The sequence below is a fragment of the Azospirillum sp. B510 genome, from assembly GCF_000010725.1.
GTDB lineage: Bacteria > Pseudomonadota > Alphaproteobacteria > Azospirillales > Azospirillaceae > Azospirillum > Azospirillum lipoferum_B.
In genome coordinates, this window is sequence record NC_013856.1 from 484,367 (window position 1) to 509,110 (window position 24,744).

The 24,744-nt window shown below is 68.3% G+C and carries 25 protein-coding genes; 8 read left to right on the forward strand and 17 right to left on the reverse strand.

Going from position 1 to position 24,744, the window contains the following annotated elements; all coding sequences use genetic code 11:
* The first annotated feature begins 160 nt into the window (after positions 1-160).
* Positions 161-1,126: a formate dehydrogenase accessory sulfurtransferase FdhD gene (fdhD, locus tag AZL_RS23520; protein ID WP_247894437.1), complete on the forward strand. Its 966-nt coding sequence runs from the start codon at positions 161-163 to the stop codon at positions 1,124-1,126.
* A 94-nt stretch (positions 1,127-1,220) separates the two neighbouring features.
* On the opposite strand, the gene AZL_RS23525 is transcribed toward fdhD, so the two are convergent.
* Genes AZL_RS23525 through AZL_RS23580 form a run of 12 tightly spaced genes read right to left on the reverse strand, consistent with a single transcriptional unit; the run spans position 1,221 to position 13,557 of the window.
* The gene (locus tag AZL_RS23525) at positions 1,221-2,129 is read right to left on the reverse strand and encodes a formate/nitrite transporter family protein (RefSeq protein WP_012976942.1); all 909 of its coding nucleotides are present in this window, start codon (positions 2,127-2,129) and stop codon (positions 1,221-1,223) included.
* A 43-nt stretch (positions 2,130-2,172) separates the two neighbouring features.
* On the reverse strand, positions 2,173-2,631 hold the full coding sequence (gene hycI / locus AZL_RS23530; RefSeq protein WP_012976943.1) for a hydrogenase maturation peptidase HycI: 459 nt from the start codon (positions 2,629-2,631) through the stop codon (positions 2,173-2,175).
* Positions 2,628-3,095 (reverse strand): formate hydrogenlyase maturation HycH family protein, encoded by a 468-nt coding sequence (locus AZL_RS23535; RefSeq protein ID WP_012976944.1) that lies wholly within the window; start codon positions 3,093-3,095, stop codon positions 2,628-2,630. The genes hycI and AZL_RS23535 overlap by 4 nt, the downstream gene beginning before the upstream one ends.
* On the reverse strand, positions 3,092-3,910 hold the full coding sequence (locus AZL_RS23540; protein ID WP_042445150.1) for an NADH-quinone oxidoreductase subunit B family protein: 819 nt from the start codon (positions 3,908-3,910) through the stop codon (positions 3,092-3,094). The genes AZL_RS23535 and AZL_RS23540 overlap by 4 nt, the downstream gene beginning before the upstream one ends.
* Positions 3,907-4,467, reverse strand: coding sequence for a formate hydrogenlyase complex iron-sulfur subunit (locus AZL_RS23545; protein WP_012976946.1), 561 nt, complete (start codon positions 4,465-4,467; stop codon positions 3,907-3,909). Before AZL_RS23545 ends, AZL_RS23540 begins: the two co-directional genes overlap by 4 nt.
* A gap of 12 nt (positions 4,468-4,479) precedes the next feature.
* Entirely contained in the window at positions 4,480-6,195 is a 1,716-nt protein-coding gene (locus AZL_RS23550) for an NADH-quinone oxidoreductase subunit C (RefSeq protein WP_012976947.1), read from the reverse strand.
* On the reverse strand, positions 6,192-7,841 hold the full coding sequence (locus AZL_RS23555) for a hydrogenase 4 subunit F (protein WP_012976948.1): 1,650 nt from the start codon (positions 7,839-7,841) through the stop codon (positions 6,192-6,194). The genes AZL_RS23550 and AZL_RS23555 overlap by 4 nt, the downstream gene beginning before the upstream one ends.
* Positions 7,838-8,491: a hydrogenase 4 membrane subunit gene (hyfE, locus tag AZL_RS23560; protein ID WP_012976949.1), complete on the reverse strand. Its 654-nt coding sequence runs from the start codon at positions 8,489-8,491 to the stop codon at positions 7,838-7,840. Before hyfE ends, AZL_RS23555 begins: the two co-directional genes overlap by 4 nt.
* A gap of 14 nt (positions 8,492-8,505) precedes the next feature.
* Positions 8,506-9,969: a hydrogenase 4 subunit D gene (locus AZL_RS23565; RefSeq protein ID WP_012976950.1), complete on the reverse strand. Its 1,464-nt coding sequence runs from the start codon at positions 9,967-9,969 to the stop codon at positions 8,506-8,508.
* 19 nt (positions 9,970-9,988) lie between these two features.
* Positions 9,989-10,927: a respiratory chain complex I subunit 1 family protein gene (locus tag AZL_RS23570; RefSeq protein WP_012976951.1), complete on the reverse strand. Its 939-nt coding sequence runs from the start codon at positions 10,925-10,927 to the stop codon at positions 9,989-9,991.
* A gap of 12 nt (positions 10,928-10,939) precedes the next feature.
* Positions 10,940-12,967: a hydrogenase 4 subunit B gene (gene hyfB / locus AZL_RS23575; protein WP_012976952.1), complete on the reverse strand. Its 2,028-nt coding sequence runs from the start codon at positions 12,965-12,967 to the stop codon at positions 10,940-10,942.
* Entirely contained in the window at positions 12,964-13,557 is a 594-nt protein-coding gene (locus AZL_RS23580; RefSeq protein ID WP_012976953.1) for a 4Fe-4S dicluster domain-containing protein, read from the reverse strand. Before AZL_RS23580 ends, hyfB begins: the two co-directional genes overlap by 4 nt.
* A 553-nt stretch (positions 13,558-14,110) precedes the next feature.
* Between AZL_RS23580 and AZL_RS23585 the strand changes: the two genes are divergently transcribed.
* The 6 genes from AZL_RS23585 to AZL_RS23610 all read left to right on the forward strand — a co-directional run bounded on the left by AZL_RS23585 (position 14,111) and on the right by AZL_RS23610 (position 19,516).
* Positions 14,111-14,656, forward strand: coding sequence for a 4Fe-4S dicluster domain-containing protein (locus tag AZL_RS23585; RefSeq protein WP_012976954.1), 546 nt, complete (start codon positions 14,111-14,113; stop codon positions 14,654-14,656).
* A gap of 73 nt (positions 14,657-14,729) precedes the next feature.
* A complete protein-coding gene (fdhF, locus tag AZL_RS23590; RefSeq protein WP_012976955.1) occupies positions 14,730-16,901 on the forward strand; it encodes a formate dehydrogenase subunit alpha in 2,172 nt (723 codons plus the stop codon).
* A gap of 67 nt (positions 16,902-16,968) precedes the next feature.
* The gene (locus tag AZL_RS23595; protein WP_012976956.1) at positions 16,969-17,211 is read left to right on the forward strand and encodes a hydrogenase maturation nickel metallochaperone HypA; all 243 of its coding nucleotides are present in this window, start codon (positions 16,969-16,971) and stop codon (positions 17,209-17,211) included.
* Positions 17,212-17,366: 155 nt separating this feature from the next.
* The gene (locus tag AZL_RS23600; RefSeq protein ID WP_012976957.1) at positions 17,367-18,266 is read left to right on the forward strand and encodes a LysR family transcriptional regulator; all 900 of its coding nucleotides are present in this window, start codon (positions 17,367-17,369) and stop codon (positions 18,264-18,266) included.
* Between the two features lie 166 nt (positions 18,267-18,432).
* Entirely contained in the window at positions 18,433-18,867 is a 435-nt protein-coding gene (locus AZL_RS23605) for a hypothetical protein (RefSeq protein ID WP_042445153.1), read from the forward strand.
* Positions 18,868-18,979: 112 nt separating this feature from the next.
* Positions 18,980-19,516: an HD domain-containing protein gene (locus AZL_RS23610; protein WP_012976959.1), complete on the forward strand. Its 537-nt coding sequence runs from the start codon at positions 18,980-18,982 to the stop codon at positions 19,514-19,516.
* Between the two features lie 43 nt (positions 19,517-19,559).
* Here the strand turns inward: AZL_RS23610 and AZL_RS23615 are convergent, their stop codons facing one another.
* The 3 genes from AZL_RS23615 to AZL_RS23625 all read right to left on the reverse strand — a co-directional run bounded on the left by AZL_RS23615 (position 19,560) and on the right by AZL_RS23625 (position 21,944).
* Positions 19,560-19,970 (reverse strand): hypothetical protein, encoded by a 411-nt coding sequence (locus tag AZL_RS23615; protein ID WP_148219598.1) that lies wholly within the window; start codon positions 19,968-19,970, stop codon positions 19,560-19,562.
* Positions 19,971-20,104: 134 nt separating this feature from the next.
* Positions 20,105-20,542, reverse strand: a complete 438-nt coding sequence (locus AZL_RS33620; protein WP_012976961.1) for a hypothetical protein — start codon at positions 20,540-20,542, stop codon at positions 20,105-20,107.
* Positions 20,543-20,585: 43 nt separating this feature from the next.
* Positions 20,586-21,944, reverse strand: coding sequence for an Nramp family divalent metal transporter (locus AZL_RS23625; protein ID WP_012976962.1), 1,359 nt, complete (start codon positions 21,942-21,944; stop codon positions 20,586-20,588).
* Between the two features lie 174 nt (positions 21,945-22,118).
* On the opposite strand from AZL_RS23625, the gene mntR reads away from it, so the two are divergent.
* Positions 22,119-22,589, forward strand: a complete 471-nt coding sequence (gene mntR / locus AZL_RS23630; protein ID WP_042445444.1) for a manganese-binding transcriptional regulator MntR — start codon at positions 22,119-22,121, stop codon at positions 22,587-22,589.
* 52 nt (positions 22,590-22,641) lie between these two features.
* Here the strand turns inward: mntR and AZL_RS23635 are convergent, their stop codons facing one another.
* Together AZL_RS23635 and AZL_RS23640 are read right to left on the reverse strand one after the other, a co-directional pair.
* Positions 22,642-23,274 carry a response regulator gene (locus AZL_RS23635; RefSeq protein ID WP_012976964.1) on the reverse strand — a complete coding sequence of 211 codons (633 nt, stop codon included), beginning with the start codon at positions 23,272-23,274 and terminating at the stop codon, positions 22,642-22,644.
* Positions 23,271-24,659, reverse strand: coding sequence for a sensor histidine kinase (locus tag AZL_RS23640; protein WP_247894438.1), 1,389 nt, complete (start codon positions 24,657-24,659; stop codon positions 23,271-23,273). Before AZL_RS23640 ends, AZL_RS23635 begins: the two co-directional genes overlap by 4 nt.
* Positions 24,660-24,744 lie beyond the last annotated feature (85 nt).

The window sequence follows — 24,744 nt, forward strand, 5'->3', positions numbered from 1 at the left end:
CAGAGAATCTGATCGGCCAATAACCAAGTTTTATTCTGTAACCATGAAATGAATACTGGTGCTGAGCCGCAATGTCGCATGTCGTTCCGCCGCGTGCCGGCGCAAGATCGGGCTGCGAGCGCCGGCCCGGCCATGGCGGACGACCGTGGTGCCGGACATCATGCTCCAGCTCCGGCGCCATGGTGTTTCGCCATGGCCGGACCGTTCGGCCGGCGCCCGCGCCCACCCCGTCTTCAACCGCCAGGGGCTTGGCCACATCATGGATCACGCGACCGCTGGCGCGGCCACCTGCGCGCCTCTTTTCCCGGCGCCTTCTCTTCTGGCGCGCCATGGCGTCCGGCATGTGCCGGCGACCGTCTGCACCGCAACCGGCATGGCCGGCCGCGAGGAGGCGGTCATCGACGAGGTGCCGGTCGGGCTGGTCTATGCCGGCGATCTCTTCGCGGTCATGCTGGCGACCCCGACCGACCTGGAGGATTTCGCCACCGGCTTCTCGCTGAGCGAGGGCATCGTCGGTGATGCCGGGGAGCTGGCGGTCACCGCCATCGACGAGCTGGCCGACGGCGTGCGCATCCGCATGGAGGTGCCGGTGGAACGGCTGGCGGCGCTGCTGCGGCGCAAGCGCAACCTGATGGGCGGGTCCGGCTGCGGCCGCTGCGGCACCGACAGCTTCGCCGAGACGCTGCGCCCGCTCGATCCCGTGCGCTCCACCGCCCGCATCGCCCCGGACGCCATCCGCCGTGCCATGGCGGCCCTGCCCTCGGGCCAGATGTTGAACCGGCAGACCGGCGCCGTCCATGCCGCCGGCTTCGCCTGGGCCGATGGCGAACTGGTCGCGGTGCGCGAGGATGTCGGGCGGCACAACGCGCTCGACAAGCTGATCGGCGCGCTGGCCCGTGCCGGCATCGACCCGGCCGGCGGCTTCGTCGTGGTGTCGAGCCGCTGCTCCTTCGAGATGGTCCACAAGACGGCCGCCGCCGGTATCCCGCTGATCGCCGCGATCTCCGCCCCCACCTCGCTGTGCGTCGGCTTCGCCGAAACCGTCGGGGTCGGGGTGGTCGCCTATGTGCGCGATGGCCGCTTCACCGTCTATGCCGTGCCGTCGCGGGTCGCGGCGCCTGTTTGAACCACTTGTCCAGGCCATAAAAAGCAGCCACAAGAAAGCCTTGGGCCGGTTCGTCGCCGGCCCAAGGCTTTCTTGTTCGGGGTGCTGGTCTCTCTCAGTGCGTCGCCGCCGGCTGCCCCATCGACGGCTGCGGTTTGCGCGACGGCAGCGGGGTCAGGCCGCCCAATCCCTTGCGGTAGATCAGCCAATAGATGCCGCCGACGAACACCGACCCGCCGACGATGTTGCCGAGCGTGGCGAACAGCAGATTGTGCAGAATGCCGCCCGCCGTGATCATCGACACGTCCAGCCCGGCCGGCACATGGTCCGTCAGTTTCAGCAGATAGGCCAGCGGCAGGAAATACAGGTTGGCGATGCAGTGCTCGAAGCCGGCGGCGACGAAGGCGGCGACCGGCAGGGTCAGCGCGACGATCTTGTCGGTCACCGTGCGGCCGGCATAGGCGAGCCACACGGCGAGGCAGACCAGCAGGTTGCACAGGATGCCCTTGAAGAAGATCGTTACCGCGTCGGGCGCGATCTTGCCGATGGCGAGCTTCAGGACGGCGCCGCCGACCGCGCCATTGTTCATCTCGGTGTGGTGCGACAGATAGATCAGGAAGACGAGTCCCATCGCCCCGACCGCGTTGCCGATCCAGATCGTCGCCCAGTTGCGCAGCACCTGGGCCGTGCTGATCTGGCCGTTGGCCCGCGCCATCACGATCAGGCAATTGCCGGTGAACAGCTCCGCTCCGCCGACCATGACGATGGCGAGGCCGAGCGAGAAGACCAGCCCGCCCAATATGCGCTGGACGGCGAAGCTCAGCGCCGGATCGGCCAGCACGATGACGAAGAACATGCCGCCCAACCCGATGCCGCCGCCGGCGACCACCGCCAGCATGAAGCTGGCCAGGAAGGGCATCGTCGCCTTCTTCACCCCCAGCTTTTCGACCTTGTCCTGGATCTCGGCGGGCGAATAGGCGTCCATGCCGAGAACCGGCGTGCCTTTTGATGCAGGATCCGCCATGGCGAAATTCCTCCACTCTTCTTGAGTTGCCTCGATATCCGGATCAGCCGACCGTCTCGTAGGCCTCGAATCCCTCGCCGCGGACCAGCCGGTCATGCACGGCCTCCACGGAGCTGCGGACGGTGCTGGTGACCGGCGCGAAAAAGCTGGTGTCCTGCGGCTGGATGCCGAGGAACAGGATCTCCGGGATGGTCTCGCGCAGGCTGTCGATCAGGAAATTCAGCGGGATGGCATGGGTGGTGACCATGAACTGCTCGGCGACGCTGTCCTGGTCGATCAGGCGGACCTCGCCCGGCGCCAGCTCCATGTCGGCGGCATCGACGATCAGCACCCGATGCGGCGCCAGCTTGCGGATGTGGTGGGTGTGGTTCTCCGGCACATCCTCGCCATCCACCACGGTCCAGCCGGGGGCCGGCTGCTCGTCGAGAAGCTGGGCCAGCAGCGGGCCGGCGCCGTCGTCGCCGCGCAGGACATTGCCAACCGTGAATACGACATCGGTCATGACAGCCGTCTCCCCATCAGATAGATCGCGGGTTCGCGCCGGATGGCGTCCAGCGCGGTGCGCAGCCGGTCGAGCCAGGCCGCCACGTCGGGCGGGGCGGTGGGCAGCGCCGCCTCGACCGCCGTCATCAGCGGGCGGATGTGGCTGCTGTCCACCGTGATCTCGCCGAAGCGCAGCAGGCCCGACAGCTTGCGGTGCGCCTCCTCGTTGTCCTTCAGCGATTCCAGAACGCGGTCGAACACCGCGGTGGTGCAGCGGAAGGCCGGCTTGAAGCAGTCGAACACGCCGATGTGATGCCCGATGGCCAGCGAATAATAGACCACCTGCTTGGCATCCTCCGGGATGTCCTCCTTGCGCTCCAGAACCTTGGCGTTCAGCTGGTAGAAGACCACCTCCGGCGCCGCACCCCGGCCGGCGCGCAGGCCGGGGATGGAGCCGGGATCGGCCTGCGCGGGCATGGTCATGGCGTTGCTCCCCTGGGTGCTTCTCCCCGGATGGCCTGCTGCACCACGTCGGCGAGCCGGCCGATGATCTCGGCGCGGCGCGGGTCGCGCTCCTCACCGATCGCCTCCATCATCCGTTCGGACAGGCTGAAGGAGCCCGGCGTGTGGGCATGCCCTTCCAGCAGGGCCATGAACTCCTCGGCGATGTCGCGGCCCTGACGGTAGCCGGCCATCCGCCGCGCCTCGCGTTCCAGCCGGACCCGCAGCGCATAGGGGATGTCGGGATGGGGCAGGGCGGCGGCCTCGCCGGCGGCCTCGACATGGATCTCGGCCTTCAGCTTCTGCTCCAGCAGGCCGAGCGCCACGGCGAAGCCGTGGATGGTCGCGGCCGGCGTCGGCGGGCAGCCGGGGATGTAGACGTCCACCGGCACGATGTTGTCGGTGCCGCCCCAGACGCAATAGAGGTCGTGGAAGATGCCGCCGGTGCAGCCGCAGGCGCCGTAGGAGACGACGATCTTGGGATCGGGCGCCGCCTCGTAGGCGCGCAGCGCCGGCATCCGCATGGAGCGGGTGACGGCGCCGGTGAACAGCAGGATGTCGGCATGGCGGGGCGAGGCCACCACCTTGATGCCGAAGCGCTCGGCGTCGAACACCGGGGTGATGGACGAGAAGATCTCGATCTCGCAGCCGTTGCAGCCGCCGCAATCGACGCGATAGACGTAGGCGGAGCGCTGGATGGTCTTCAGCAGCGCCTTCTTCATCGTGGCGATCTGTTCGCTGGTGGAGACCGGCGACATCTCCGCCACCAGGGTCTTGGGGTCTACGGGGATGTTCATGGCGTGGTCTCCGGTTCCTTGCTCATCTGCCGGGCGATGCCCATGCCGGCGATGTGGTGGACATCCTGGGCGCGCTTGCAGGCCGGGCAGGTCGACACGGTCAGGCGCAGCCGGTCCGCCTCCTCGGCGCTGCGAGCCGACTGGCTCAGCAGGCGGGCGACGTAATCGACCTCCTTGGCCGGGGCGAAGGGCTTGCCGCAGCAGGCGCAGTCGGCCAGCGTGAACACCGCCTTGCGCGTCAGGTCGGCCTTGCTGCCGACCGCCAGCTCGAAATCGTCGGACAGGCGGATGGCGCCGGTCGGGCAGGATTCCTCGCAGCGGCCGCAGAAGACGCAGCGCCCGTAATTGATCGACCAGACGCGGTTGCCGGCGGTGGTGTCGGTCTCCATCGCGATGGCGTTGGCCGGACAGGCGACGGTGCAGGCGGCGCAGGCGATGCAGTCTTCCGCCTTGTGTTCCGGCTTGCCGCGGAAGTCCTTGCAGACCGGCATCGGGGCGAAGGGGTATTTGACCGTCGCCTCGCCCGTGCGGAAGATTTCCTTGAGTAGCTTGAGCATGTCCGCCTCCCGTCACTTCAGCGGTGAATCCGTGCGTTCGCGGCAGTAGCGCTCCATCTCCTTGTAGGCGATGGTCCTGGAGCGCTTCTTGCGGACGTCCACCACGGTCACGCGGTCGGTGCAGGAATAGCAGGGGTCGATGCTGCCCACGATCAGCGGGGCGTCCGACACCGTATTGCCGCGCAGCATGTAGCGCAGCACCGGCCAGTTGTTGTAGGTCGAGGCGCGGCAGCGCCAGCGGTAGAGTTTCTGGTTGTCGCCGGTCATCGACCAGTGGATGTCCTCGCCGCGCGGCGCCTCGGTGAAGCCGAGCGCGAACTTGTGCGGGACATAGGTGAAATCCTCGGTCAGCACCGGGCCGGCGGGAGCCTTGTCCAGCAGCGTCTCGATGATCCACAGGCTGTCGAAGAACTCCGCCACCCGCACCAGCGTGCGGGACAGCACGTCGCAGCCCTGTTCGACATGGACCGGCATGTCGAGCAGCTTGTAGCCGGCGAAGGCATGGTCGGCGCGGGTGTCGCGGCGGTGGCCGCTGCCGCGCACCACCGGCCCGACCGGGCTGTAGTCGCGGGCGATCTGCGGATCGAGCCGGCCGACGCCCTTGACGCGGCCGCTGACATTGGCGGTGGACAGCAGCACATCGACCAGCCGGGTCACGTCGTCGCGCAGCTCGGCGACCAGTTCGCGGGTCTTGGCCTGCTGGTCGCCCAGGATGTCGCGGCGCACGCCGCCGATCAGGTTCAGCGCGTAGGTCTTGCGCGCCCCGGTCAGCAGCTCGGCCAGCGTCATCGCCTTCTCGCGCACGCGGAAGAACTGCATGAAGCCGGTGTCGAAGCCGATGAAATGGCAGACGAGCCCCAGGTTCAGGAGATGGCTGTGCATCCGCTCCGTCTCCAGCAGGATGGAGCGGATGGCCTGGGCGCGCGGCGGCACCTTGATGCCCAGCGCATTCTCCACCGAGCTGGCATAGGCGACGCTGTGGGCGTAGCCGCAGATGCCGCAAACCCGGTCGGCCAGGAAGGTGACGTCATTGTAGCCCATCCGCGTCTCGGCCACCTTCTCCATGCCGCGATGGACGTAGAACATGCGGTAATCGGCGTCGATGATGTCCTCGCCATCGACGAACAGGCGGAAATGACCGGGCTCGTCGGAGGTGATGTGCAGCGGCCCCAGCGGGACGACGCGGGTTTCCTGCTTGGCCTCGTTGATGAACTGGTAGGTCTCGTCGTCGCTGGTCGGCGCCGGCCGCAGCCGGTAATCCATCGAATCCTTGCGCAGCGGATAGAGCTCGTCGGGCCAGTCGTCGGGCAGGACGAGGCGGCGCTCGTCCGGCAGTCCGACCGGGCGCAGGCCGAACATGTCGCGCACCTCGCGCTCGCCCCAGACGCAGGCGGGCACCCTGGGGGTGACGGAGGGGTATTCCAGCGTGTCGGCCGGCACCTCGCAGCGCACCACCACATGGCACTTGTCGCCGCCCTCCATCGACAGGACGTAATAGACGGCGTAGCCGCCGTTCAGCGGCCGTTCGTCGTTGCCGACGACCACCGACAGCCAGCCATTGTGGTCGTAATAGAGGCTGGCCACGACGTCCGGCAGCGACACCGGCTTGACCGTGATGGTGACCTGGGATTCGGTCTGCCAGGATTCGTCAATGATGGCATGGGGCAGGCTCTCGCGCAGGGAGGCGATGTAGCCGCTCCCGACCCGTTCCGGAGTGATGAGGTTCATTTGGAGATCTCCGTCTGCGAGAGGCTGCCGGTCACCAGCTGTCCGCCGGCGCGGGCGGTGTCGTATGTCTGCCTGTCGTATGTCTGCCAGGGCGCGGCCACCACCGGGCGGCTGTCGCCGTTCATCACCACCGCGGTCGCCTGCCGCACCAGATCGGACAGCGGTTGCGGCACGGCGAAGCCCAGCATCAGCACCAGCGCCGCCAGCACGCCCAGCGGGGCCAGCGCCTTCCAGCCGACGTCACCCTTGGCCATCGTCTCCGGGCTCTTGCCCAGCACGCTGTCGGCGACGATCTTCACCAGCCCGGCGATGGTGATGCAGAGGAACAGCGCGCACAGCGCCATGATCCAGCCATAACCCTCGTTCAGCCCGGCCATGAAGACCATGAATTCGCTGACGAAGATGTTGAAGGGCGGGAAGCCCGCCAGCGCCAGGGCGCAGCCCATCATCAAGAGGCCGGTGGCCGGCGCCACCCGCAGCACGCCCTTCACCGCCCGCAGGTCGCGGCTGCCGTATTTCATCAGGACATTGCCGGCGCTGCAAAAGAACAGGGCCTTGGTGACGCTGTGGTTGATGGCGTGCAGCAGGGCGGCGGCGATGCCGAGCGGCCCGCCGACGCCGAGCGCCACGACGATCAGCCCGATATTCTCGATGCTGGAATAGGCCAGCTTGCGCTTCAGATCCTGCTGCACGAAGAACAGCAGCGACGAGACGCCGACCGACAGCAGGCCCAGCGTCAGCAGCAGCATCTGCGGGAAGCCGGTGCCGACCGTGCCGACGGTGATGACGTAGAAGCGGATGACGATCAGCAGCGCGCATTTCAGCAGCACGCCCGACAGCAGGCCCGACACCGGGCTCGGCGCCTCGGAATGGGCGTCGGGCAGCCAGGCATGCATCGGGAAGATGCCGGCCTTGGTGCCGAAGCCGATCAGGGCGAAGACGAAGGCCAGCTTGACCAGCATCGGGTCCAGCTCGGCGGCATGGCCGACCAGGGCCGTCCACAGCACCGCCTGATGCGGGTCAGCCAGCACGTCGGCGGCGTTGGAGAAGACCAGCACCGTGCCGTAGAGGCCGAAGGCGACGCCGACCGTGCAGATGATGACGTATTTCCAGGCGGCCTCCAGCGAGGATTTCTGTCCGTACAGCCCGACCAGGAAGGCGGATCCCAGCGTCGTCGCCTCGATCGCCGCCCACATCATGATGATGTTGTTGGCGGTGACCGCCAGCAGCATGGTGAACAGGAACAGGCTGAAGAAGCCGTAATAGATCCGCAGCTTGCCGGCATCGATGGCGCCGGACTCCAGGTCGTGGCGAATGTAGGCGATGGAATAGAGGCCGGTCATCAGCCCGACCACGCCGATCAGCATCATGAAGACGGCGCCGAGCGCGTCGACGAACAGCCAGTCGCCGAAGGCGGCGATGGCGCCGTTCGACAGCACCTGGATCAGCGCCGCGACGCTCAGCAGGAAGACATAGCCGATGGAGCCCAGATGGATGCGCTCCAGCAGCGCCACGCCGCCCTTGTCGGTCGCGAAGGCTTCGGGCAGCGACTCCCGGAACCAGGGCAGGGTCAGCAGGAACAGCGCCACCGCCAGCGGACCGATCAGCAGAAGTGGGGGAAGGATCGAGGGTACCATGGCGGTCATCCCTTCAGGCTCGTGAGCTGGCGCGCGTCGAGCGTGTGCAGCGTGTCGAAGATCCGCGATCCCAGCGCCGCCATCACCACCACCGCGAAGATGGCGTCGGTGGCGATGCCGATCTCCACCAGCTCCGGCGCGTTGGGGGCCAGCAGGGCCAGGGTCAGGTGCGACCCGTTCTCCATCAGGCAATAGCCGAACACCTGCTTCAGGATGTTCCGCTGCGCCACGATGCAGGCGAGCCCGATGAAGAACAGGGCGAGCGACACCGCCAGCGCCGGCTTGATGGCGTCGGCCGCCGGCAGCGTCACCTTGGACGCCACGACGAAGCAGAGGATGAGGGCGATGGCGGCGCCGACGATGGACAGCGCCGTCGGCATCACCGCCCCCGCGCCGATGGCCGGATCGCTCAGCCGGCGGAAGGCGCGGTACATGATCGCCGGGACCAGGATCACCTTGGTCAGCAGCGCGGTGAAGGACCAGAGATACAGCTCGCCCGACCCGGTGGCCCCGGCCAGCGCGACGAACAGCATCACCAGGATGAAGCTCTGCAACGCGTAGAAGCGGGCGGAGTTGGCCGGATTGCCGGCGAGCGTGACCAGCAGGGAGCTGACGATCAGCAGGCCCGACAGGCCGTTGACGATGAGAAATCCGTTCATGACCGTTCCCTCCCTCAGCCGAGCCACGAGGCGGCGATGGAGCTTGAGACCAATGTCATCGCCACCAGGGCCACCAGCACGAACTTCATGCCGGCCGGCAGGGGTGCTGCCGCGGCCATGGTGGTGGACGGCTTGCCGGGCACCGAATGGCCCAGCCATTTCAGGAACCAGGCGAAGGAGCCGACCGATTCCGCCAGCGCGATGACGACCAGCAGCATCAGCGCCCAGTGATGCGCCCCGACCTCGAACCCGCCGGCGAAGATGGCGAACTTGCTGAAGAAGCCGTTGAAGGGCGGCACGCCGGTGATCGCCAGCGCGGCGCAGACGAAGGCGACGCCCAGCAGCGGCGATTTGGTGACGATGCCGCGCAGCGACGGCAGCAGCCGGGTGCCGGCGGTGTAGCTGAGCGCACCGGCGACCAGGAAGAACAGCGTCTTGGCGAAGGCGTGGTTGAAGATGTGGGCGATGGCGCCCTTGAAGGCGAGGTCGGAGCCGAAGACCGACAGCGACAGCGCCAAGAGGATGTAGGCGAGCTGCGTGATGGTCGAATAGGCGAGCAGACGCTTCAGATCGACCTGCGGCAGATACATGAAGAAGCCGTAGACCAGCGTCAGCACCGCCATGATCGAGCCGACCCAGCCGACGATCTCCGGCGCGCCGCCGGCCGACATCAGTCCGCGGGCGAAGATGTAGACGCCGACCTTCACCATCGAGGCCGCATGCAGATAGGCGCTGACCGGGGTCGGCGCCTCCATGGCGTCGGGCAGCCACATATGGAAGGGCAGCTGGGCCGACTTGCCCCAGGCGGCGACCAGGATCGCCAGCAGCACGGTCGCCTTCATTCCCGGCGCCAGATCGGCGATGGCGGTCAGCGCGAAGGTGCCGGTCGACAGGAACAGCAGCGCCGCCGCGACATAGAGGCCGAGCGAGGCGACATGGGTGACCAGCAGCGCCTTGGCCGCCGAGCGCAGCGCCTTGGGCGATTCGTAATAGCCGATCAGGGCCCAGGAGCAGGCGCCCGTCAGCTCGAAGAAGGCGAGCTGGCCGACGACGGTGGAGCTGAAGACCAGCCCGGTCATGGCGCCGATGAACACCAGCAGGAAGGCGTAGAAGCGCCGCCGGCCGATGTCGGGATGCTCGCGGTTGCCGGCGTTCAGATAGGCGGCGGAATAGACCGCGACCAAGAGGCCGATGGCGATCACCGCCAGCGCGATCAGCACGCTGACGCTGTCCACCACCAGCCCGAGGATCGAGACCGGGCCGAAGGAGATCAGCTCGTAGGTGGCGCCGACCTTGCCGTCGCCGAGCAGCGACATGGCCAGGATGGCGATTACCGCGACGGTGGCGGCGGCGAAGCCCTGGCACAGCCATTTGGCCGATGCCCGTTCCGATGCCGCGATCGCCGCCGCGCCGCCGAAGGGGACGAGGATGGCGGCCAGCGCCAACAGCCCGAGCGGTTCCGTGGGGAGTGTTATCATGATGCTGCCCCTCGCCGGCTCACAGGCCGACCAGATAGAAGACGAAGGCGAGCGAGGCGGCGCCGACCCCGATCCAGCTGTGCTGGGGGGTCAGGCGGAAGCGGACGCGCGCGACGCTGTTCTCGACCACGCCGACGGCGGCGAAGATCACGACCAGCTTGATGACGAAGGCGATCAGCCCGAACAGCAGCCCGAAGACCGTCATCTCGGGCGCGCTGCCGAAGGGCAGGAAGACGCCGACGAACCAGGCGACGACCACCGTCTGCTTCAGCGCCATCGCCCATTTGATCAGCGCCAGCGACGGGCCGGAATATTCGGTCAGCGGGCCTTCCTGAAGCTCCTGCTCCGCTTCCGCCATGTCGTAGGGCAGCTTGCCCAGCTCGATGTAGATGGCGTAGGCGAAGGACAGGGCGGCGACGATGGTCGCGGTGACCGAGTGGACATGGCCGTCGGCGATGGCGCCGCCGATGGCGCCGAGGTTGGTCGAGCCGGCCAGCAGGGCGGCGACGAACAGCGACAGCAGCATCACCGGCTCCACCAGCACGCCCATGGTCAGCTCGCGGCTGCCGCCGATGCCGGAGAAGGAGCTGCCGCTGTCGATGCCGGACAGCGAGAAGAAGAAGCGGGCGAGCGCGAACAGATAGATGACCGTGATCAGGTCGCCGACCGGCGCGACCGGCGTGAAGCGGGTCAGCATCGGGATGCCCATGGCGATGACCAGCACCGTCGTCAGCATCACCGCCGGCATCGCGCGGAAGGCGAAGCCGCTGTTCGGCGGGGTCAGGTCCTGGCGGGTCAGCAGCTTGGCGATGTCGCGATAGTCCTGAAGCAGGCCCGGCCCGTGGCGGGTGTGCAGCTTCGCCCGGACCATGCGCGACAGGCCGGAGACCAGCGGTGCGGCGGCGAGCAGGAGGAGCGCCTGGAAAAGTCCCAGGATCAGGTGTGAGAAGGTCAGCATGGCGTCCTCCCGTCAGACGGCCAGCGCCAGCAGCGCGATCAGCGCCGCGACGATGTAGAGGCAGTAGATGCGGAAATCGCCGGCCTGGATGATTTGCAGCCACTTGCCGCCGGCATCGACCGCGCCGACGATCGGGGCGATGACGCTGCGGTCGGCCAGCGGTTCGGTGCGGCGCGCCAGCGTGACCACCCGTTCGAAGCCGTGGGCGACGACGGTCCAGCGCCCGGCGATCACGCGGCGCATGGCGTAGAGCGGGGCGAAGAACATGCGGATCGGCTGGGCGAAGCCGCCGGCGCTGGCGGACATGTGATGGTCCGGCAGATAGCCGGCCGCCCAGGGGGCCGCCACCTTGCGGTCGCCGCCGCGCTTGGCGGCGAAGGCCGCCTTCAGCCCGATCGGCAGGAAGGCCATGGCGATCAGCAGGATGGCGATCAGCGGGGTGGAGAGCGTCGCCTGCTGGGCGTCGCCCGGCAGCAGCGTGGTGCCGACCGCCAGCGTCACCGGGGCGGTGCCGATGGTCGCCGCCGCGACACGGCCCATCACCGGCGCCACCAGCGGAGCCAGCAGGCCGAGCGCCACGCAGGCGACGGCCAGCACCGCCATGCCGGCGACCATCGCGGCCGGCGCCTCGCGCGCTTCTTCCGCATGATGGCTGCGCGGCGCGCCGGCGAACATGATGCCGTAGGCCTTGACGAAGCACATCACCGCCAGCGCGCCGGTCAGCGCCAGCATGACGGCGGCGATCGGGGCGGCGAACTTCACCAGCGGGGTGCCGTCCAGCGCCGCGGCGAACAGCGCCTGATAGGTGTACCATTCCGACACGAAGCCGTTCAGCGGCGGGATCGCCGAGATGGCCAGCGCGCCGACCAGGAAGGACAGGGCGGTCCAGGGCATGTTGCGGGCCAGCCCGCCCATCTCCTCCATGTCCTTGGTGTGCATGCGGAAGATGGTGGAACCGGCGCCGAGGAACAGCAGGCCCTTGAACACCGCATGGTTCAGCAGGTGGTAGAGCCCGGCCATCAGCCCCAGCACCGCCAGCACCGGCTGGTGCAGCGCCATGCCGATCATGCCGGTACCGACGCCCAGCAGGATGATGCCGATATTCTCGACCGAGTGGTAGGCGAGCAGCTTCTTGATGTCGTGCTCGGCGAGCGCGTAGACGACGCCCAGCACCGAGGATACCGCGCCGAAGGCCAGCACCAGCAGGCCCCAGCCCAGCATCGCCGGCCCGGCGCTGGCGCCCAGCAGGTCGATGCCGACCTTGACGATGCCGAAGACGCCGATCTTGATCATCACGCCCGACATCAGCGCCGAGGCGTGCGACGGGGCGGCCGGATGGGCGCGCGGCAACCAGATGTGCAGCGGGATCATGCCGGCCTTGGCGCCGAAGCCGATGAAGGCCAGCAGGAAGGCGACGCTGTCCAGCGGGGCCGGCAGCGGATGGGCGCGGTAGGCGGCGAAGTCGAAGCCGCCGGCCTGGTTCGCCATCAGGAAGAAGGCGGCCATGATCAGCACCGAGCCGCCATGGGCGACCAGGAAATAGAGGAAGCCGGCGCCCACCGCCTCGTCATCCTGGTCGAAGATGACCAGGAAATAGGAGGCCAGCGACATCATCTCGAAGAAGATGAGGAACCAGAAGGCGTTGTCGGCCGCCACCACCAGCATCATCGAGGCGATGAAGGCGTTCATGAAGAAGCCCATCGCCCCGACGCCGCGCCCGGCATATTCGCGCACATAGGCGAAGCCGTAGATCCAGGCGACCAGCGACAGGAGCGAGATGACCGCGATCATCAGCCCGGCCAGCGGGTCGAGCCGCAGGACGAAATGGGCGAAGGGGTAGGGGCCGGCGGCGTCGAGCACGGCCGGCTCGGCGGCGCCGATGGCGGTCAGTCCCGAAGCCAGCCCGGCCAGCGCGGCGGCGATGCCGACGCCGCTGCCGCCAAGACGGACATCCCCCTCCCGATGCTTCAGGAGGAGGCAGAGGATGGCGCCGCCGCAGGACAGCAGCAGCGACATGATGAGCAGGGAGAGTGGAATCATGGGTCCAGCCCCTCCAGCGAGGCGAGCGGCGTTTCAAGACTGACCGGTGCCGCCGCGGCCAGGGTGCGCTTGACGGCAGCAGCCTGGCGGGTGGCATCGGCGTCGGCCGCGTAAAGGGCGGCGGTCGGGCACACGCGCACGCAGGCCGGCCCGTCGCCGGAAAAGGCGCAAAGGTCGCATTTCACCGCCACGCTCCTGACGCCGATCTCCCAGGCCAGCAGCGGATCGAGCGCCGCCGGCTGGGTCGGGGTGGCGGCGGCGATGCCGGCGACCCCGGCGATGCCGGTGCCGCTGGGCGTGATGGCGCCGAAGGGGCAGGCCAGCGCGCACATCTTGCAGCCGATGCAGGTCTGCTCATCCAGCAGGATGGCGTCGGCGCCGAAGGTGATGGCGTCGACCGGACAGACGCGGGCGCAGGGCGCGTCCTCGCACTGGTGGCAGAGAACGGGGCCGGTGTCGTCGCCGGTCCGCATGACGGTCAGCCGGGGATGCGCCTGCAACCCCTGTTTCTTATGGGACTCGGTGCAGGCCGCCATGCAGGTGTTGCACCCGATGCATTTTCTCGGTTCCGCGATAACGAAGCGATTCATGTCCAGACCTCCGGCTTCCCGGGCGGGTGCGTCGAGTGGGGCGACCAGGAGCTCGGCGGGCTTTCAAAATCCCGATAAGAAAACCTGATCGGCCAATAAGAAGACAGTATTGGCTCGCGCACGCCCCCAAACCGCCCGTTCTCACCGGCGGTTTGGCAGAAGGAGAGCCAGCTGTTGCGAATCTTTGTCATTCCGGCGGACTTTCATGATGTCGCCGTTGACTTCGCTACGCTATTCCTCCGGGTGACGCGATGTCAACTAGACACATAAAAAAAGTGGGTATAAGGTGCGCGACACAAAGGCCGGGTGTCATGGACCGTTTTGACTATCGGATGGCGTCCCGGAAACTCTGATAAGAAAGAGAAGATACTCGATAGGATCGGCTTATCAGCGTCGATTACTTTTAAAGATCGGGCGATAAGCGATTTCGATCGGACGTGAAGCCACCGGTGCCCAAAGCGGCCAACCGGCGCGCAACGCCAGGGACCAGTGAAGCGATGCCGGGGCGGGGCCGTCCGACGGCCCCCTCCGGCTGCCAACAAGGACGACGGGAATGAACAGATTCGTCACTGCCAACCCGAGCAAGTGCATCGGTTGCCGCACATGCGAGGTCGCCTGTGCGCTTGCCCATTCCGATGGTGCCGGCGTCGAAGGGCTGGCGCCCGACACCTTCAAGCCGCGCATCCGCATGGTGAGGACGGCCGACGTCAGCACCGCGGTGATGTGCCACCATTGCGAGGATGCGCCCTGCGTCAACGCCTGTCCGAACAACGCCATCGTCTATCGTCAGAACAGCGTGCAGGTGGAGCAGGAGCGCTGCCTGGGCTGCAAGAACTGCGTGCTGGCCTGCCCGTTCGGCGTGATGGACGTGGTGACGGTGCCGGCGGTCCGGCAGTTCGCCGGCATGACGCTGAGCCTGGGCGTCAAGGCGCAGGCGCACAAATGCGACCTGTGCGTCGGGCGCGGCGAGGCCGGCCCGGCCTGCGTCGCGGTCTGTCCCACCAGCGCCCTGACCCTGATGGACCGGGAGGCGATGGACGAGACGCTGCGCCGCCGGCGCGAGCGCGCCGCCCTGGAAGCGGCCGAAGTCGCGGCCTGAGCCCCGATCACTCCCCCATCATCGCGGCTGTGACGCACAGCCGGCGCGCAATCGAGCGAACACCGAGGTCGAGATGGAAAAGCATATGGCGGTCTGCCCCTACTGCGGTACGGGCTGCAAACTCAATCTGCTGGTCGAGGGCGGGAAGGTCGTCGGCGCCGAACCCCTCAACGGCGTCACCAACGAAGGAGAACTCTGCCTCAAGGGTTATTTCGGCTATGACTTCATCAACGACACCAAGCTGCTGACGCCGCGCCTGCGCAACCCGATGCTGCGCCGCTCGCGCGATGCCGCGTTCGAGGCGGTGTCGTGGGACGAGGCGATCCAGTACGCGGCGAAGCGGCTGGGCGAGATCAAGGCCAAATACGGTCCCGATTCGATCATGACGACCGGCTCGTCGCGCGGCACCGGCAACGAGACCAACTATGTGATGCAGAAATTCACCCGCGCGGTCCTCGGCACCAACAATGTCGACAATTGCGCGCGCGTCTGCCACGGCCCCTCGGTCGCCGGATTGCAGGTGACGCTGGGCAACGGCGCCATGAGCAACTCGATCCCCGAGATCGAGCACACCAAATGCGTCCTGGTCTTCGGCTACAACGTCGCCGACAGCCATCCGGTGATCGCCAAGCGCATCATCAAGGCCAAGGAGCGCGGCGCCAAGATCATCGTCTGCGATCCGCGCAAGATCGAGACGGCCCGTCTGGCCGACCTGTGGCTGCCGCTGAACAACGGCTCCAACATGGCGCTGGTCAACGCCTTCGCCAATGTCCTGATCAATGAAGGGCTTTACAACAGGGAGTATGTCGCCAATTACACCGAGGGCTTCGACGAGTACAAGAAGATCGTCGAGAAATACACCCCCGAATACGCCGAGGCGATCACCGGCCTGCCGGCCGAGGACATCCGCGAGGCGATGCGCATCTATGCCGCAGCACCCTCCGCCACCATCCTGTGGGGCATGGGCGTCACCCAGTGGGGCCAGGGCGTCGATGTGGTGAAGGGGCTGTCGGGGCTGGCGCTGCTCACCGGCAATCTCGGCCGTCCGAATGTCGGCGTCGGCCCGGTGCGCGGTCAGAACAACGTGCAGGGCAGCTGCGACATGGGCGTGCTGCCGACCGAGTTCCCCGGCTACCAGAAGGTCACCGATCCGGAGGTGCGGGCCAAGTTCGCCAAGGCCTGGGGGGTGGAGTCGCTGCCCGACCAGATCGGCTACCGCCTGACCGACGTGCCGCATCTGGCGGAGACCGGCAAGCTGAAGGCGATGTATGTGATGGGCGAGGACCCGGCCCAGACCGAGCCGGACCTGACCCAGGTGCGCAAGGGCTTCGAGGCGATGGAGTTCGTCATCGTCCAGGATATCTTCATGACCAAGACGGCGATGTTCGCCGATTTGATCCTGCCGGCGACCTCCTGGGGCGAGCATGAGGGGGTGTTCAGCGCCGCCGACCGCAGCTTCCAGCGCTTCACCAAGGCGGTGGACGCCAAGGGCGACGTCAAGCATGACTGGGAGATCATCAGCCTGCTCGCCACGGCGATGGGCTATCCCATGCATTACGACAACACCAGGCAGATCTGGGACGAGCTGCGGGAGCTGTGCCCGATCTTCTACGGCGCCACCTACGAGAAGATGGAGGGGCTGGGTGCCGTTCCGTGGCCGTGCCGCGACCTCGACTCGGAGGGTTCCAAGTATCTCTATGAGGGCAACGTCTTCCAGCGGCCGGGCGGCAAGGGCCTGCTGTTCGCCACCGAATGGCGTCCGCCGCAGGACCAGCTGACCGAGGAGTTCCCGCTGATCCTCTGCACGGTGCGCGAGGTCGGCCATTATTCCTGCCGGTCGATGACCGGCAACTGCGCCGCCCTGCAGACGCTGGCCGACGAGCCCGGCTATGTCACCATCAACCCGAAGGACGCCAAGGCTCTCGGCATCCGCGACCAGGAGCTGGTCTGGGTGTCGTCGCGCCGCGGCAAGGTGATCACCCGCGCCAGCGTCACCGACCGCACCAACAAGGGGGCCGTCTACATGACCTACCAGTGGTGGATCGGCGCCTGCAACGAGTTGACCATCCACGCCGTCGATCCCATCGCCAAGACGCCGGAATACAAATACGCCGCCGTCCGGGTCGAGCCGATCGCCGATCAGGTCTGGGCGGAGAATTACGTCCAGCAGGAATACGCGAAGCTGAAGGGTGGCCTCAGCAACGCGGTGACCCGCGCGGCGCGGAAGGTCCCAGCCTTCGCGTGAGGTTCGGAAAATCCCCCTCTCCCAAAGGGGAGAGGGGGATTTCCGCCGTTTCCGAAGGACCCAGCCCATGCATGAGATCGCCCTCTGCCAATCCCTGCTGGAACAGGCGATGAAGGCGCGCGACGCCGATCCGTTCGACCGGGTGGTCCGCGTCAGACTGTCGGTCGGACGGCAAAGCCGGGTGCAGCCCGACGCCCTGCGCCACGCCTTCGACCTGCTCAGCCGCGACACCTTCCTGGAAGGCGCCGACCTGCGGATCGACCAGCCGGCGGGCGAGGCGTTCCGGCTTGTCGAGATGGAGGTGTCCTGAACGAAAAGATATGTGCGCCTACGATGCGTCGCTTTGACGCTGCGGCGGCCGGCATCGCGACAGGAACAGCTGACTCGGATCAATGATGTTGCCGGGGTCGTGATTGATAAGTTCCCGATCCACGCTGTGCCCAACGTGGTTGAAGGAGCCCCGGCATGCAGGAAAAGCTGGAATTTCTGATCGCGCTGGCGACGGAGAAACATTTCGGCCGCGCCGCCCAGGTCTGCGGCGTGTCCCAGCCCAACCTGTCCGCCGCGATCAAGCAGCTGGAGACGACGCTCGGCGTGCCGCTGGTCGACCGCGGCGCCCGCTTCATCGGCTTCACCCCGGAAGGGGAACGGGTGCTGGATTGGGCGCGGCGCATCGTCGGCGACTACAAGGCGATGCGCGCCGACGTCGAGACGATGAAACAGGGGCTGACCGGCACGCTGCGGCTGGTGGTGGTGCCGACGGCGCTTCCCATGGTGCAGCGGCTGACCGCCACCGTCTGGTCGATGCATCCCGGAATCAAGATCACCATCGCCTCCCACAGCTCCACCGAGATCCTGTCCAGGCTGGAGAATCTGGAGGCGGAGGCCGGCATCACCTATCTCGACAACGAGCCGCTCGGCAATGTCGACGAGGTGCCGCTCTATCACGAGCGTTATCACCTGATCACCGCGGTGGACGGCCCGCTGGGCAGGCGCGACAGCGTCACCTGGGAGGAGGCGGCGACCGTGCCGCTCTGCCTGCTGAATTCCAACATGCAGAACCGCCGCATCATCGACCGCGCCTTCGCCGAGGCGGGGGTGCAGGCCGAGCCGATGCTGGAATCCAACTCCATCGTCGTGCTGACCAACCATCTGCGCACCGGCATGTGGTCGACGATCATGCCGAAGATCATGGCCGATTCGCTGCTGCTGCCGCAGACCATCCGCGCCGTGCCAATCGTGGCGCCGGAACTGTCCACCCTGATCGGGCTGGTGGTGGCGCGGCGCGACCCGCAGCCGCCGCTGACCGCCGCGCTGATCGCCGACGCCCGCCGGCTCGCCCCGGAACTGGCCATGGCGGCCTGATGGGGGCGGCCAGATCCCGGCGATCCGATCACAGGGCTGGCCTGCCCGGTGGTCATACCACTTGACGATTTGTCGCGGGGTTCTGCTGCGGTGCAGCATGATATGGAAAGGGACGGGAGACGCGCCGGGATCGGCCCGTCCACGCCTTCCCGGGAGTGTTTTTCCAATGCCTCACGATGTCTCGTCCCACCGCTGGTCGGTCGCCCCGGCCCAGCGCGCGCTTGATCATGAGCCGCTCGGCGCCGATGCCCATGCCGCCTTCGCCCGTCTGGTCGTCCGCCTGCATGGCGAGGCCCAGGCGCTCGGGCGGCGCATGGCCGATGCCGGCACCATCGAGCTGGTGGAGCGCGAGGGCGGCGCGCAGGTGCTGTTCCGCGCCCATCATGGCGAGGATTGCGGCGAGGGGTTGCATCGGCTGATCGGCGATTTCGATCTGCATCTGACCCATGACGGCCGGGCGGCGATCCACATGCGGATCCGCGGCGATGTGCCGCCGGCCGAGGTTCTGGACTTCGACCGCGTGACGGCGGACCATCTGAGAGCCCGGCTGCATGCGTTCGAGACCGGCTGTCGCCGTCTTCCCACCGCACGCGCCGCCTGATCGGGCGAGGCCGGGCACGCCACCCGGACCGGTGAGCCGGGCTTTTCGCGGACTGTCGCCGCCAGGGCGGGCCAAAGCCTTCATCGCCCGCCCGCGGCACGGAGGAGAGCGCATGTCTATGGACAAGGAAATCGTCTTGGAGGCCCTGCGCTACGCGGCGTCCCTGCACGAAGGCACCTATCGCCCCGACCGGGCGCGCACGCCCTTCGTCACCCACCTGTCGGAAACGGCGGAGCTGGTGGCGCAGGCGGGCGGCGCGCCGGCCGAGATCGCCGCGGCCTGGCTGCATGACGCGGTCGAGGATGGGCTGACCACCGTCGCCGATCTCGCCGAGCGCTTCGGTCCGGAGGTCGCCGGTCTGGTGGCGGCGGTCAGCGACGCGCCGGAGGATGTCGGCCGGGCGATCTCCGAGCGCAAGGCGATCCAGGCCGCCCGCCTCGCCGCCGCGCCGGAGGGGGCCAAGCGCATCAAGCTGGCCGAACAGATCTCGATCCTGAAGGCGCTGGCGGTCGAACGCCCGCTGTCCTGGAGCGTCGAGCGTGCCGAAGCCTATGTCGAGGGATCCCGCCTCGTCGCCGAAGCCTGCGCCGCCGCCAGCCCGCTGTTGGCCGACCGCTATGCCGCCGCTCTCGCCGGGGCGGTGCACTGAGGCGGTGCACTGAGGCGGGTGGGGCGTCCTTGACCCACCTCGCCTAACCCATTTGGGAGCGCCAGAGCCAGACCAGACCGGCGACCGCGCCGGCGACCAGGAGGACCAGCGCCAGGATCAGGATCAGGGCGGTGCGGCGGTCCTTCGCCGCGCGCCGGTCCGCCTCCCTGCGCTTCTTCAGCAGGAATTGCTGCTCCGGGCTGAGGAAATGGCCGGCGGCGGCATCCGGAGTGATGGAAAGGCGGCGCCTGCGCCCTTTGGCTCCGGTGGCGGGCGGCGGGCGCACGGTCGTCGTGATGCCGCCCGGAGCCATGCCGGCAGGAGTGATACCACCCGCAGCCCGTCCGTCCGCCGCGGTCCGCCCGGTGGCGATGGCCTGGGCGGCCGGTCCGCGCGCCGCGTTCGCCGGTCTGCCCTTGCGCCTGCGCGGCATCTTGCGCCGTCTGCCCGCCATCTCGTCCCCTCGCTTTTCGAATCCCCGGTCGGCGGACGGGAGCATAACCGCCCGGCCGCCCGGCCGCAGCCGATCACAAGACGATCTTCCGAAAGTCACAGGACATGGCCGGCCCGACCGCCGTCAGGCTGTCGCTACTGTGCACAATTTCCGACGATCGGATAGCACAAGGTCGGGTCGCGGTCCTCGTTGTAGCGCAGGGCGGTGATCCGCCCGTCCTTCACCTCGAAGGTGGCCTCGCAGCGGTAGGTCCGCGACCATGTCGTCACGTCGGGTCGCCACAGCATCGGCCCGCGCGGGCCGAGCCACGGGCTCGGTTCCCAATCGACGTCGCGGTCGACCAGGGTCTGCTTGCGGGTGTAGACCAGATATTCGACGTCACCGGAGACGGTGGAGCGGTCCGGCACCCCGGCGCAGGACAGCAGGGCGCCCTTGCTCATGCCGACCATGGTTCGCGGCGCCCGCAACGCCAGCTCGGCCTGCGGGTTGGCGCAGGAGCCGGCCAGCAGGGCGACGGCGGCGAGAAACCCGCCGCGCAAGGCCCGAATCGTCCATTGCCTGCCGCTGCCCATGTCCGCTCCTCCGCGATGGCGTGCGCATCCCGCACAACAGCGTTCAGCCGGAAAGGGTGTCGTACAGCAGCTTCAGATTCAGCACGACGATCACGGCGGCCACCGCCCAGGACAGTCCGGCGATCCAGCCGGGCACGGCGAAGCGGCCCATCTTGCCGCGGTCGGTGACGAAGCGGACCAGCGGAATGACGGCGAAAGGCAACTGCAACGACAGCACCACCTGGCTGAGCACCAGCAGCCGCGCCGTGCCGCTCTCGCCATAAAGCGCCGTCACCACCACCACCGGGATGATGGCGAGCCCACGGGTCAGCAGCCGGCGCATCCAGTGGGGCAGCCGCAGCCGCAGGAAGCCCTCCATCACGATCTGGCCGGCCAGCGTCGCCGTGACGGTGGAGTTCAGGCCCGAGGCCAGCAGCGCCACCGCGAACAGGGTGGAGGCGATGCCGAGTCCCAGCAGCGGCGACAGCAGTTCGAACGCCTCGCCGATCTCCGCCACCTCGGTGTGCCCGCTGCCGTGGAAGACGCTGGCCGCCAGGATCAGGATGGCGGCGTTGACGAACAGGGCCAGCATCAGTGCGACGGTGCTGTCGACGGTTGCCCAGGTGATGGCGTCGCGCCGCCCCTCCTCCGTCCGCGGATAGGCGCGGGTCTGCACGATGGAGGAATGGAGATACAGATTGTGCGGCATCACCGTCGCCCCCAGGATGCCGATGGCGACATAGAGCATGCCGGGATCGGTCACCACCTCCGCCGTCGGCACGAAGCCGTGCAGCACGGCGGCGACCGGCGGGGATGCCGCGATGATCTGCACCAGGAAACAGCCGGCGATGACCGTCAGCAGCGCGACGACGAAGGCCTCCAGATAGCGGAAGCCGCGCTGCATCAGCAGCAGCACCAGGAAGGCGTCGAGCGCGGTGATCAGCGCCCCGCCGATCAGCGGAATGCCGAACAGCAGGTTCAGGGCGATGGCGGTGCCGATGACCTCGGCGAGGTCGCAGGCGACGATCGCCGCCTCGCAGGCCAGCCACAGCATCAGATTGACCGGGCGCGGGTAATGGTCGCGGCAGGCCTGGGCCAGATCGCGCCCGGTGACGATGCCCAGCCGCGCCGCCAGCGATTGCAGCAGGATCGCCATCAGGTTCGACAGCATGACGACCGACAACAGCGTGTAGCCGAACTGCGATCCGCCGGCCAGATCGGTCGCCCAGTTGCCGGGATCCATGTAGCCGACCGACACCATGTAGCCTGGTCCGGCGAAGGCCAGCAGCCGGCGCAGCCACAAGCCGCCCTGCGGCACCGCGACCGAGGCATGGACCTCCGGCAGGCTCGGCCGGAGCTGCCCGTCCGGGCTGGCGTATCTCCAGGCGCCGGGGGGCGGCGCTGCGGCTTCGGCTTCCGACATCGGCGAGACTCCCGGCTGACCTGAGAAAACTGGCCTGAGAAAACTGGCGGCCGAATTGAGAACTGGTCTCATTCAAGTATGTATCGCGACATCGAGTATGCAAGGCGCTATACTTTTGGAACCAAATTTTTCCGGAGAGGTGCGGTGTGGCTGTCGAAATCGCAGAGGCCCGCGATGGCCGATCCACCTGAAACGAGCGGCTTTGGATCGGCCGTCCCCGACTCGGCTTTGCCCGATGCCGAGCTCCATGCCGAAGGCTTCCGCAAGACGCGGGAGGCGCAGCGCGCCGCCCTGGCCGAGGATTATGTCGAGCTGATCGCCGACCTGATCGAAAGCGGGCGGGAGGCGCGGCAGGTCGACATCGCCGCGCGGCTGGGGGTGGCGCAGCCGACGGTCGCCCGCATGCTGGACCGGCTGGCGGCGGATGGGCTGGTCTATCGCAAGCCCTACCGGGCGGTGTTCCTGACCGAGGCCGGGCGGCGGATGGCCGGGGAAAGCCGCGAGCGCCACCAGACGGTCGAGGCCTTCCTCCGCTCGCTCGGCGTCAGCGCCGACACCGCGCGCGTCGACGCCGAAGGCATCGAGCATCATGTCAGCGCCGAGACGCTCGACGCCTTCCGCCGGGCGCTGGCCAAGGGCGGCTGAACGGCGCGGAACGGCCGCCCAGTCCGCCAGGCCGCCCAGTCCGCCAAGCGGCTCAATCCGCCAGCCCGCTGTCGATGGCGATGCGGATGAGGGCGCGGGCGCTGTCGGCCCCCAGCTTGTCCTTGATCTGGGTGCAGGCGTTGGCGACCGTCTTCTGGCTGATCCCCAGCCGGTCGGCGATGGCCGCCGTGGTCAGCCCGCGCCCGACCAGCCCCAGGATCTCGCGTTCGCGCTGGGTCAGCCCGGCCAGCGGGTCGGCGGTGGGCGTCAGGGTCATCAGCGCCAGTTCGCGGGCAAGGCCATTGTCGAGATGGATGCGTCCGGCCAGCACCGTGCCGATGGCGGAGGCGAGGCTGTCCGGCGCGTCGTTCTTGGTGACATAGCCCCTGGCCCCCGCCTTGAGCGTGCGTGCGGCGATGGCCGGGTCCTCATGCATGCTGAAGATCAGGACCGGCACCGCCGGGCTTTCCGCCTGGATGGCGCGCAGCACCGCCATGCCGCCGCCCTCGCCGGGGATGTTGAGGTCGAGGATGACGACGTCCGGCCGCTCCGCCCGCCAGCGGTCCAGCGCGCTGCCGACATCCTCCGCCTCCACCACGCGGCCCAGCGCCGCCTCGGCCAGCAGGCGCTGGCAGCCGGCCCGGACGATGGGATGGTCGTCGACCAGAAGAATGGTGCGGGTCACGCCATGGCCTCCAGTGCCAGCGGTGAGGATGGGGGGCCGGCCGGCCGGGGCAGGTGGGCCGCGACGCGGGTGCCGCCGCCCGGCGCCGGTCCGATCGACAGGCTGCCGCCGAGCGCCCGCACCCGTTCCGCCATGCCGGAGATGCCGAAGCCGCCCCGCCCCGCCTCCTCGCCGTCCGGCAGGCCGGGGCCGTCGTCGGTGACCGTGATCCCGACCGCCGCCGGATCGACGCGCAGACCGACGGCGACCGCCGACGGCTTGGCATGGCGCAGGGCGTTGACCAGCGATTCCTGTACCAGCCGGTAGATGGTCAGCCGCAGCACCTCGTCGCAGCCGTCCAGTTCGGCCACCGCGGACGCCGGGTCGATGGCGAGCGTCAGGGCGAGGTCGGGCTGGCGCCGCAGCCAGTCGCCGGCCAGCTCGGCCAGCGCCTCGCTCAACGGCAACTGGTCGAGCAGGGCCGGGCGCAGGCGGACCAGGATGCGGCGGCTGAGCCGGTGGACCTCCGCCGCCGTGTCGAGAATCTTGCCGGCCCGTTCGGCGGCCTCGTCCCAGGACTTCCCGTCACCGCCACCGCCACCGCCGCCATCCCGCAGGCGCAGGATGCGGCCGGCATCGACCTTGATGGCGAAGAGGGCGGCGCCGAGTTCGTCATGGATCTCGCGGGCGATCTCCCGCCGTTCGGCATCCTGGGCGGCGACGATCCGCTGGCCGGCGCGCCGGTTCTCCCGCTCCGCCGCCGCCAGCCCCTCGGCCAGCGCGGCGATGCCGCCGCCGAGCCGGGCGAGTTCCGGCACGCCGCGGCCATCGAGACCGAACGCGTAATCGCCGGAGCGCAGCCGCTCCACCCCGGCCTCCAGCCGCGACAGCGGGGCCAGGGCGCGCCCGACCGCCAGATGGGCCGCCGCCATCAACAGCAGACCGACCGCCAGCATGGTGACGGCCAGATCGCTCATGTCCTCCCAGACCTCGGCGATCTCGTCCCACGGCTCGGCGACGATGCGCAGACCGCTTCCGGCCAGCCGGCGCTCCTGCAACTCGCCGCCGATCAGCGCCGCGAACCAGTCCGGCGCGCGGTGCTTGCCCGGTCGCGCTTCCGGTGCCCCGCCGGGGCCGACGAAGCGCAGATGGCGCAGGCCCAGGTCGTTCAAGGTTCCGATGCCGCCGGGGCCGATCCCGCCGGGCGCCTCTCCGCGCTCCGCCAACGCCAGCGCCATCACGCCGCCCAGCTCCAGGGCGGAGGCCATCTCCGCGCGGACGGCGTCGCGGGCGTTGGCGATCATCACCGCCCCGCCGGCCGCCGCCATCAGCAGCAGGAAAAGCCCGATCAGGGCCAGCATGCGCATCCTCAGCGACACCGTCACCCGCTCCCCGAATAAGACCATGGGCGGAATGTTAGGCGATCCATCGGATCGGGCGCCATCGGCCATTCGCACAATCGTGCGACGAAGGACCGGCCCGGCCGGCACT

Bases quoted from the DNA above. Each gene is read 5' to 3' on its own strand.
- fdhD (WP_247894437.1), top strand. From the start codon at position 161: ATGCTCCAGCTCCGGCGCCATGGTGTTTCGCCATGGCCGGACCGTTCG.
- AZL_RS23525 (WP_012976942.1), bottom strand. From the start codon at position 2,129: ATGGCGGATCCTGCATCAAAAGGCACGCCGGTTCTCGGCATGGACGCC.
- hycI (WP_012976943.1), bottom strand. From the start codon at position 2,631: ATGACCGATGTCGTATTCACGGTTGGCAATGTCCTGCGCGGCGACGAC.
- AZL_RS23535 (WP_012976944.1), bottom strand. From the start codon at position 3,095: ATGACCATGCCCGCGCAGGCCGATCCCGGCTCCATCCCCGGCCTGCGC.
- AZL_RS23540 (WP_042445150.1), bottom strand. From the start codon at position 3,910: ATGAACATCCCCGTAGACCCCAAGACCCTGGTGGCGGAGATGTCGCCG.
- AZL_RS23545 (WP_012976946.1), bottom strand. From the start codon at position 4,467: ATGCTCAAGCTACTCAAGGAAATCTTCCGCACGGGCGAGGCGACGGTC.
- AZL_RS23550 (WP_012976947.1), bottom strand. From the start codon at position 6,195: ATGAACCTCATCACTCCGGAACGGGTCGGGAGCGGCTACATCGCCTCC.
- AZL_RS23555 (WP_012976948.1), bottom strand. From the start codon at position 7,841: ATGACCGCCATGGTACCCTCGATCCTTCCCCCACTTCTGCTGATCGGT.
- hyfE (WP_012976949.1), bottom strand. From the start codon at position 8,491: ATGAACGGATTTCTCATCGTCAACGGCCTGTCGGGCCTGCTGATCGTC.
- AZL_RS23565 (WP_012976950.1), bottom strand. From the start codon at position 9,969: ATGATAACACTCCCCACGGAACCGCTCGGGCTGTTGGCGCTGGCCGCC.
- AZL_RS23570 (WP_012976951.1), bottom strand. From the start codon at position 10,927: ATGCTGACCTTCTCACACCTGATCCTGGGACTTTTCCAGGCGCTCCTC.
- hyfB (WP_012976952.1), bottom strand. From the start codon at position 12,967: ATGATTCCACTCTCCCTGCTCATCATGTCGCTGCTGCTGTCCTGCGGC.
- AZL_RS23580 (WP_012976953.1), bottom strand. From the start codon at position 13,557: ATGAATCGCTTCGTTATCGCGGAACCGAGAAAATGCATCGGGTGCAAC.
- AZL_RS23585 (WP_012976954.1), top strand. From the start codon at position 14,111: ATGAACAGATTCGTCACTGCCAACCCGAGCAAGTGCATCGGTTGCCGC.
- fdhF (WP_012976955.1), top strand. From the start codon at position 14,730: ATGGAAAAGCATATGGCGGTCTGCCCCTACTGCGGTACGGGCTGCAAA.
- AZL_RS23595 (WP_012976956.1), top strand. From the start codon at position 16,969: ATGCATGAGATCGCCCTCTGCCAATCCCTGCTGGAACAGGCGATGAAG.
- AZL_RS23600 (WP_012976957.1), top strand. From the start codon at position 17,367: ATGCAGGAAAAGCTGGAATTTCTGATCGCGCTGGCGACGGAGAAACAT.
- AZL_RS23605 (WP_042445153.1), top strand. From the start codon at position 18,433: ATGCCTCACGATGTCTCGTCCCACCGCTGGTCGGTCGCCCCGGCCCAG.
- AZL_RS23610 (WP_012976959.1), top strand. From the start codon at position 18,980: ATGTCTATGGACAAGGAAATCGTCTTGGAGGCCCTGCGCTACGCGGCG.
- AZL_RS23615 (WP_148219598.1), bottom strand. From the start codon at position 19,970: ATGGCGGGCAGACGGCGCAAGATGCCGCGCAGGCGCAAGGGCAGACCG.
- AZL_RS33620 (WP_012976961.1), bottom strand. From the start codon at position 20,542: ATGGGCAGCGGCAGGCAATGGACGATTCGGGCCTTGCGCGGCGGGTTT.
- AZL_RS23625 (WP_012976962.1), bottom strand. From the start codon at position 21,944: ATGTCGGAAGCCGAAGCCGCAGCGCCGCCCCCCGGCGCCTGGAGATAC.
- mntR (WP_042445444.1), top strand. From the start codon at position 22,119: ATGGCCGATCCACCTGAAACGAGCGGCTTTGGATCGGCCGTCCCCGAC.
- AZL_RS23640 (WP_247894438.1), bottom strand. From the start codon at position 24,659: ATGGTCTTATTCGGGGAGCGGGTGACGGTGTCGCTGAGGATGCGCATG.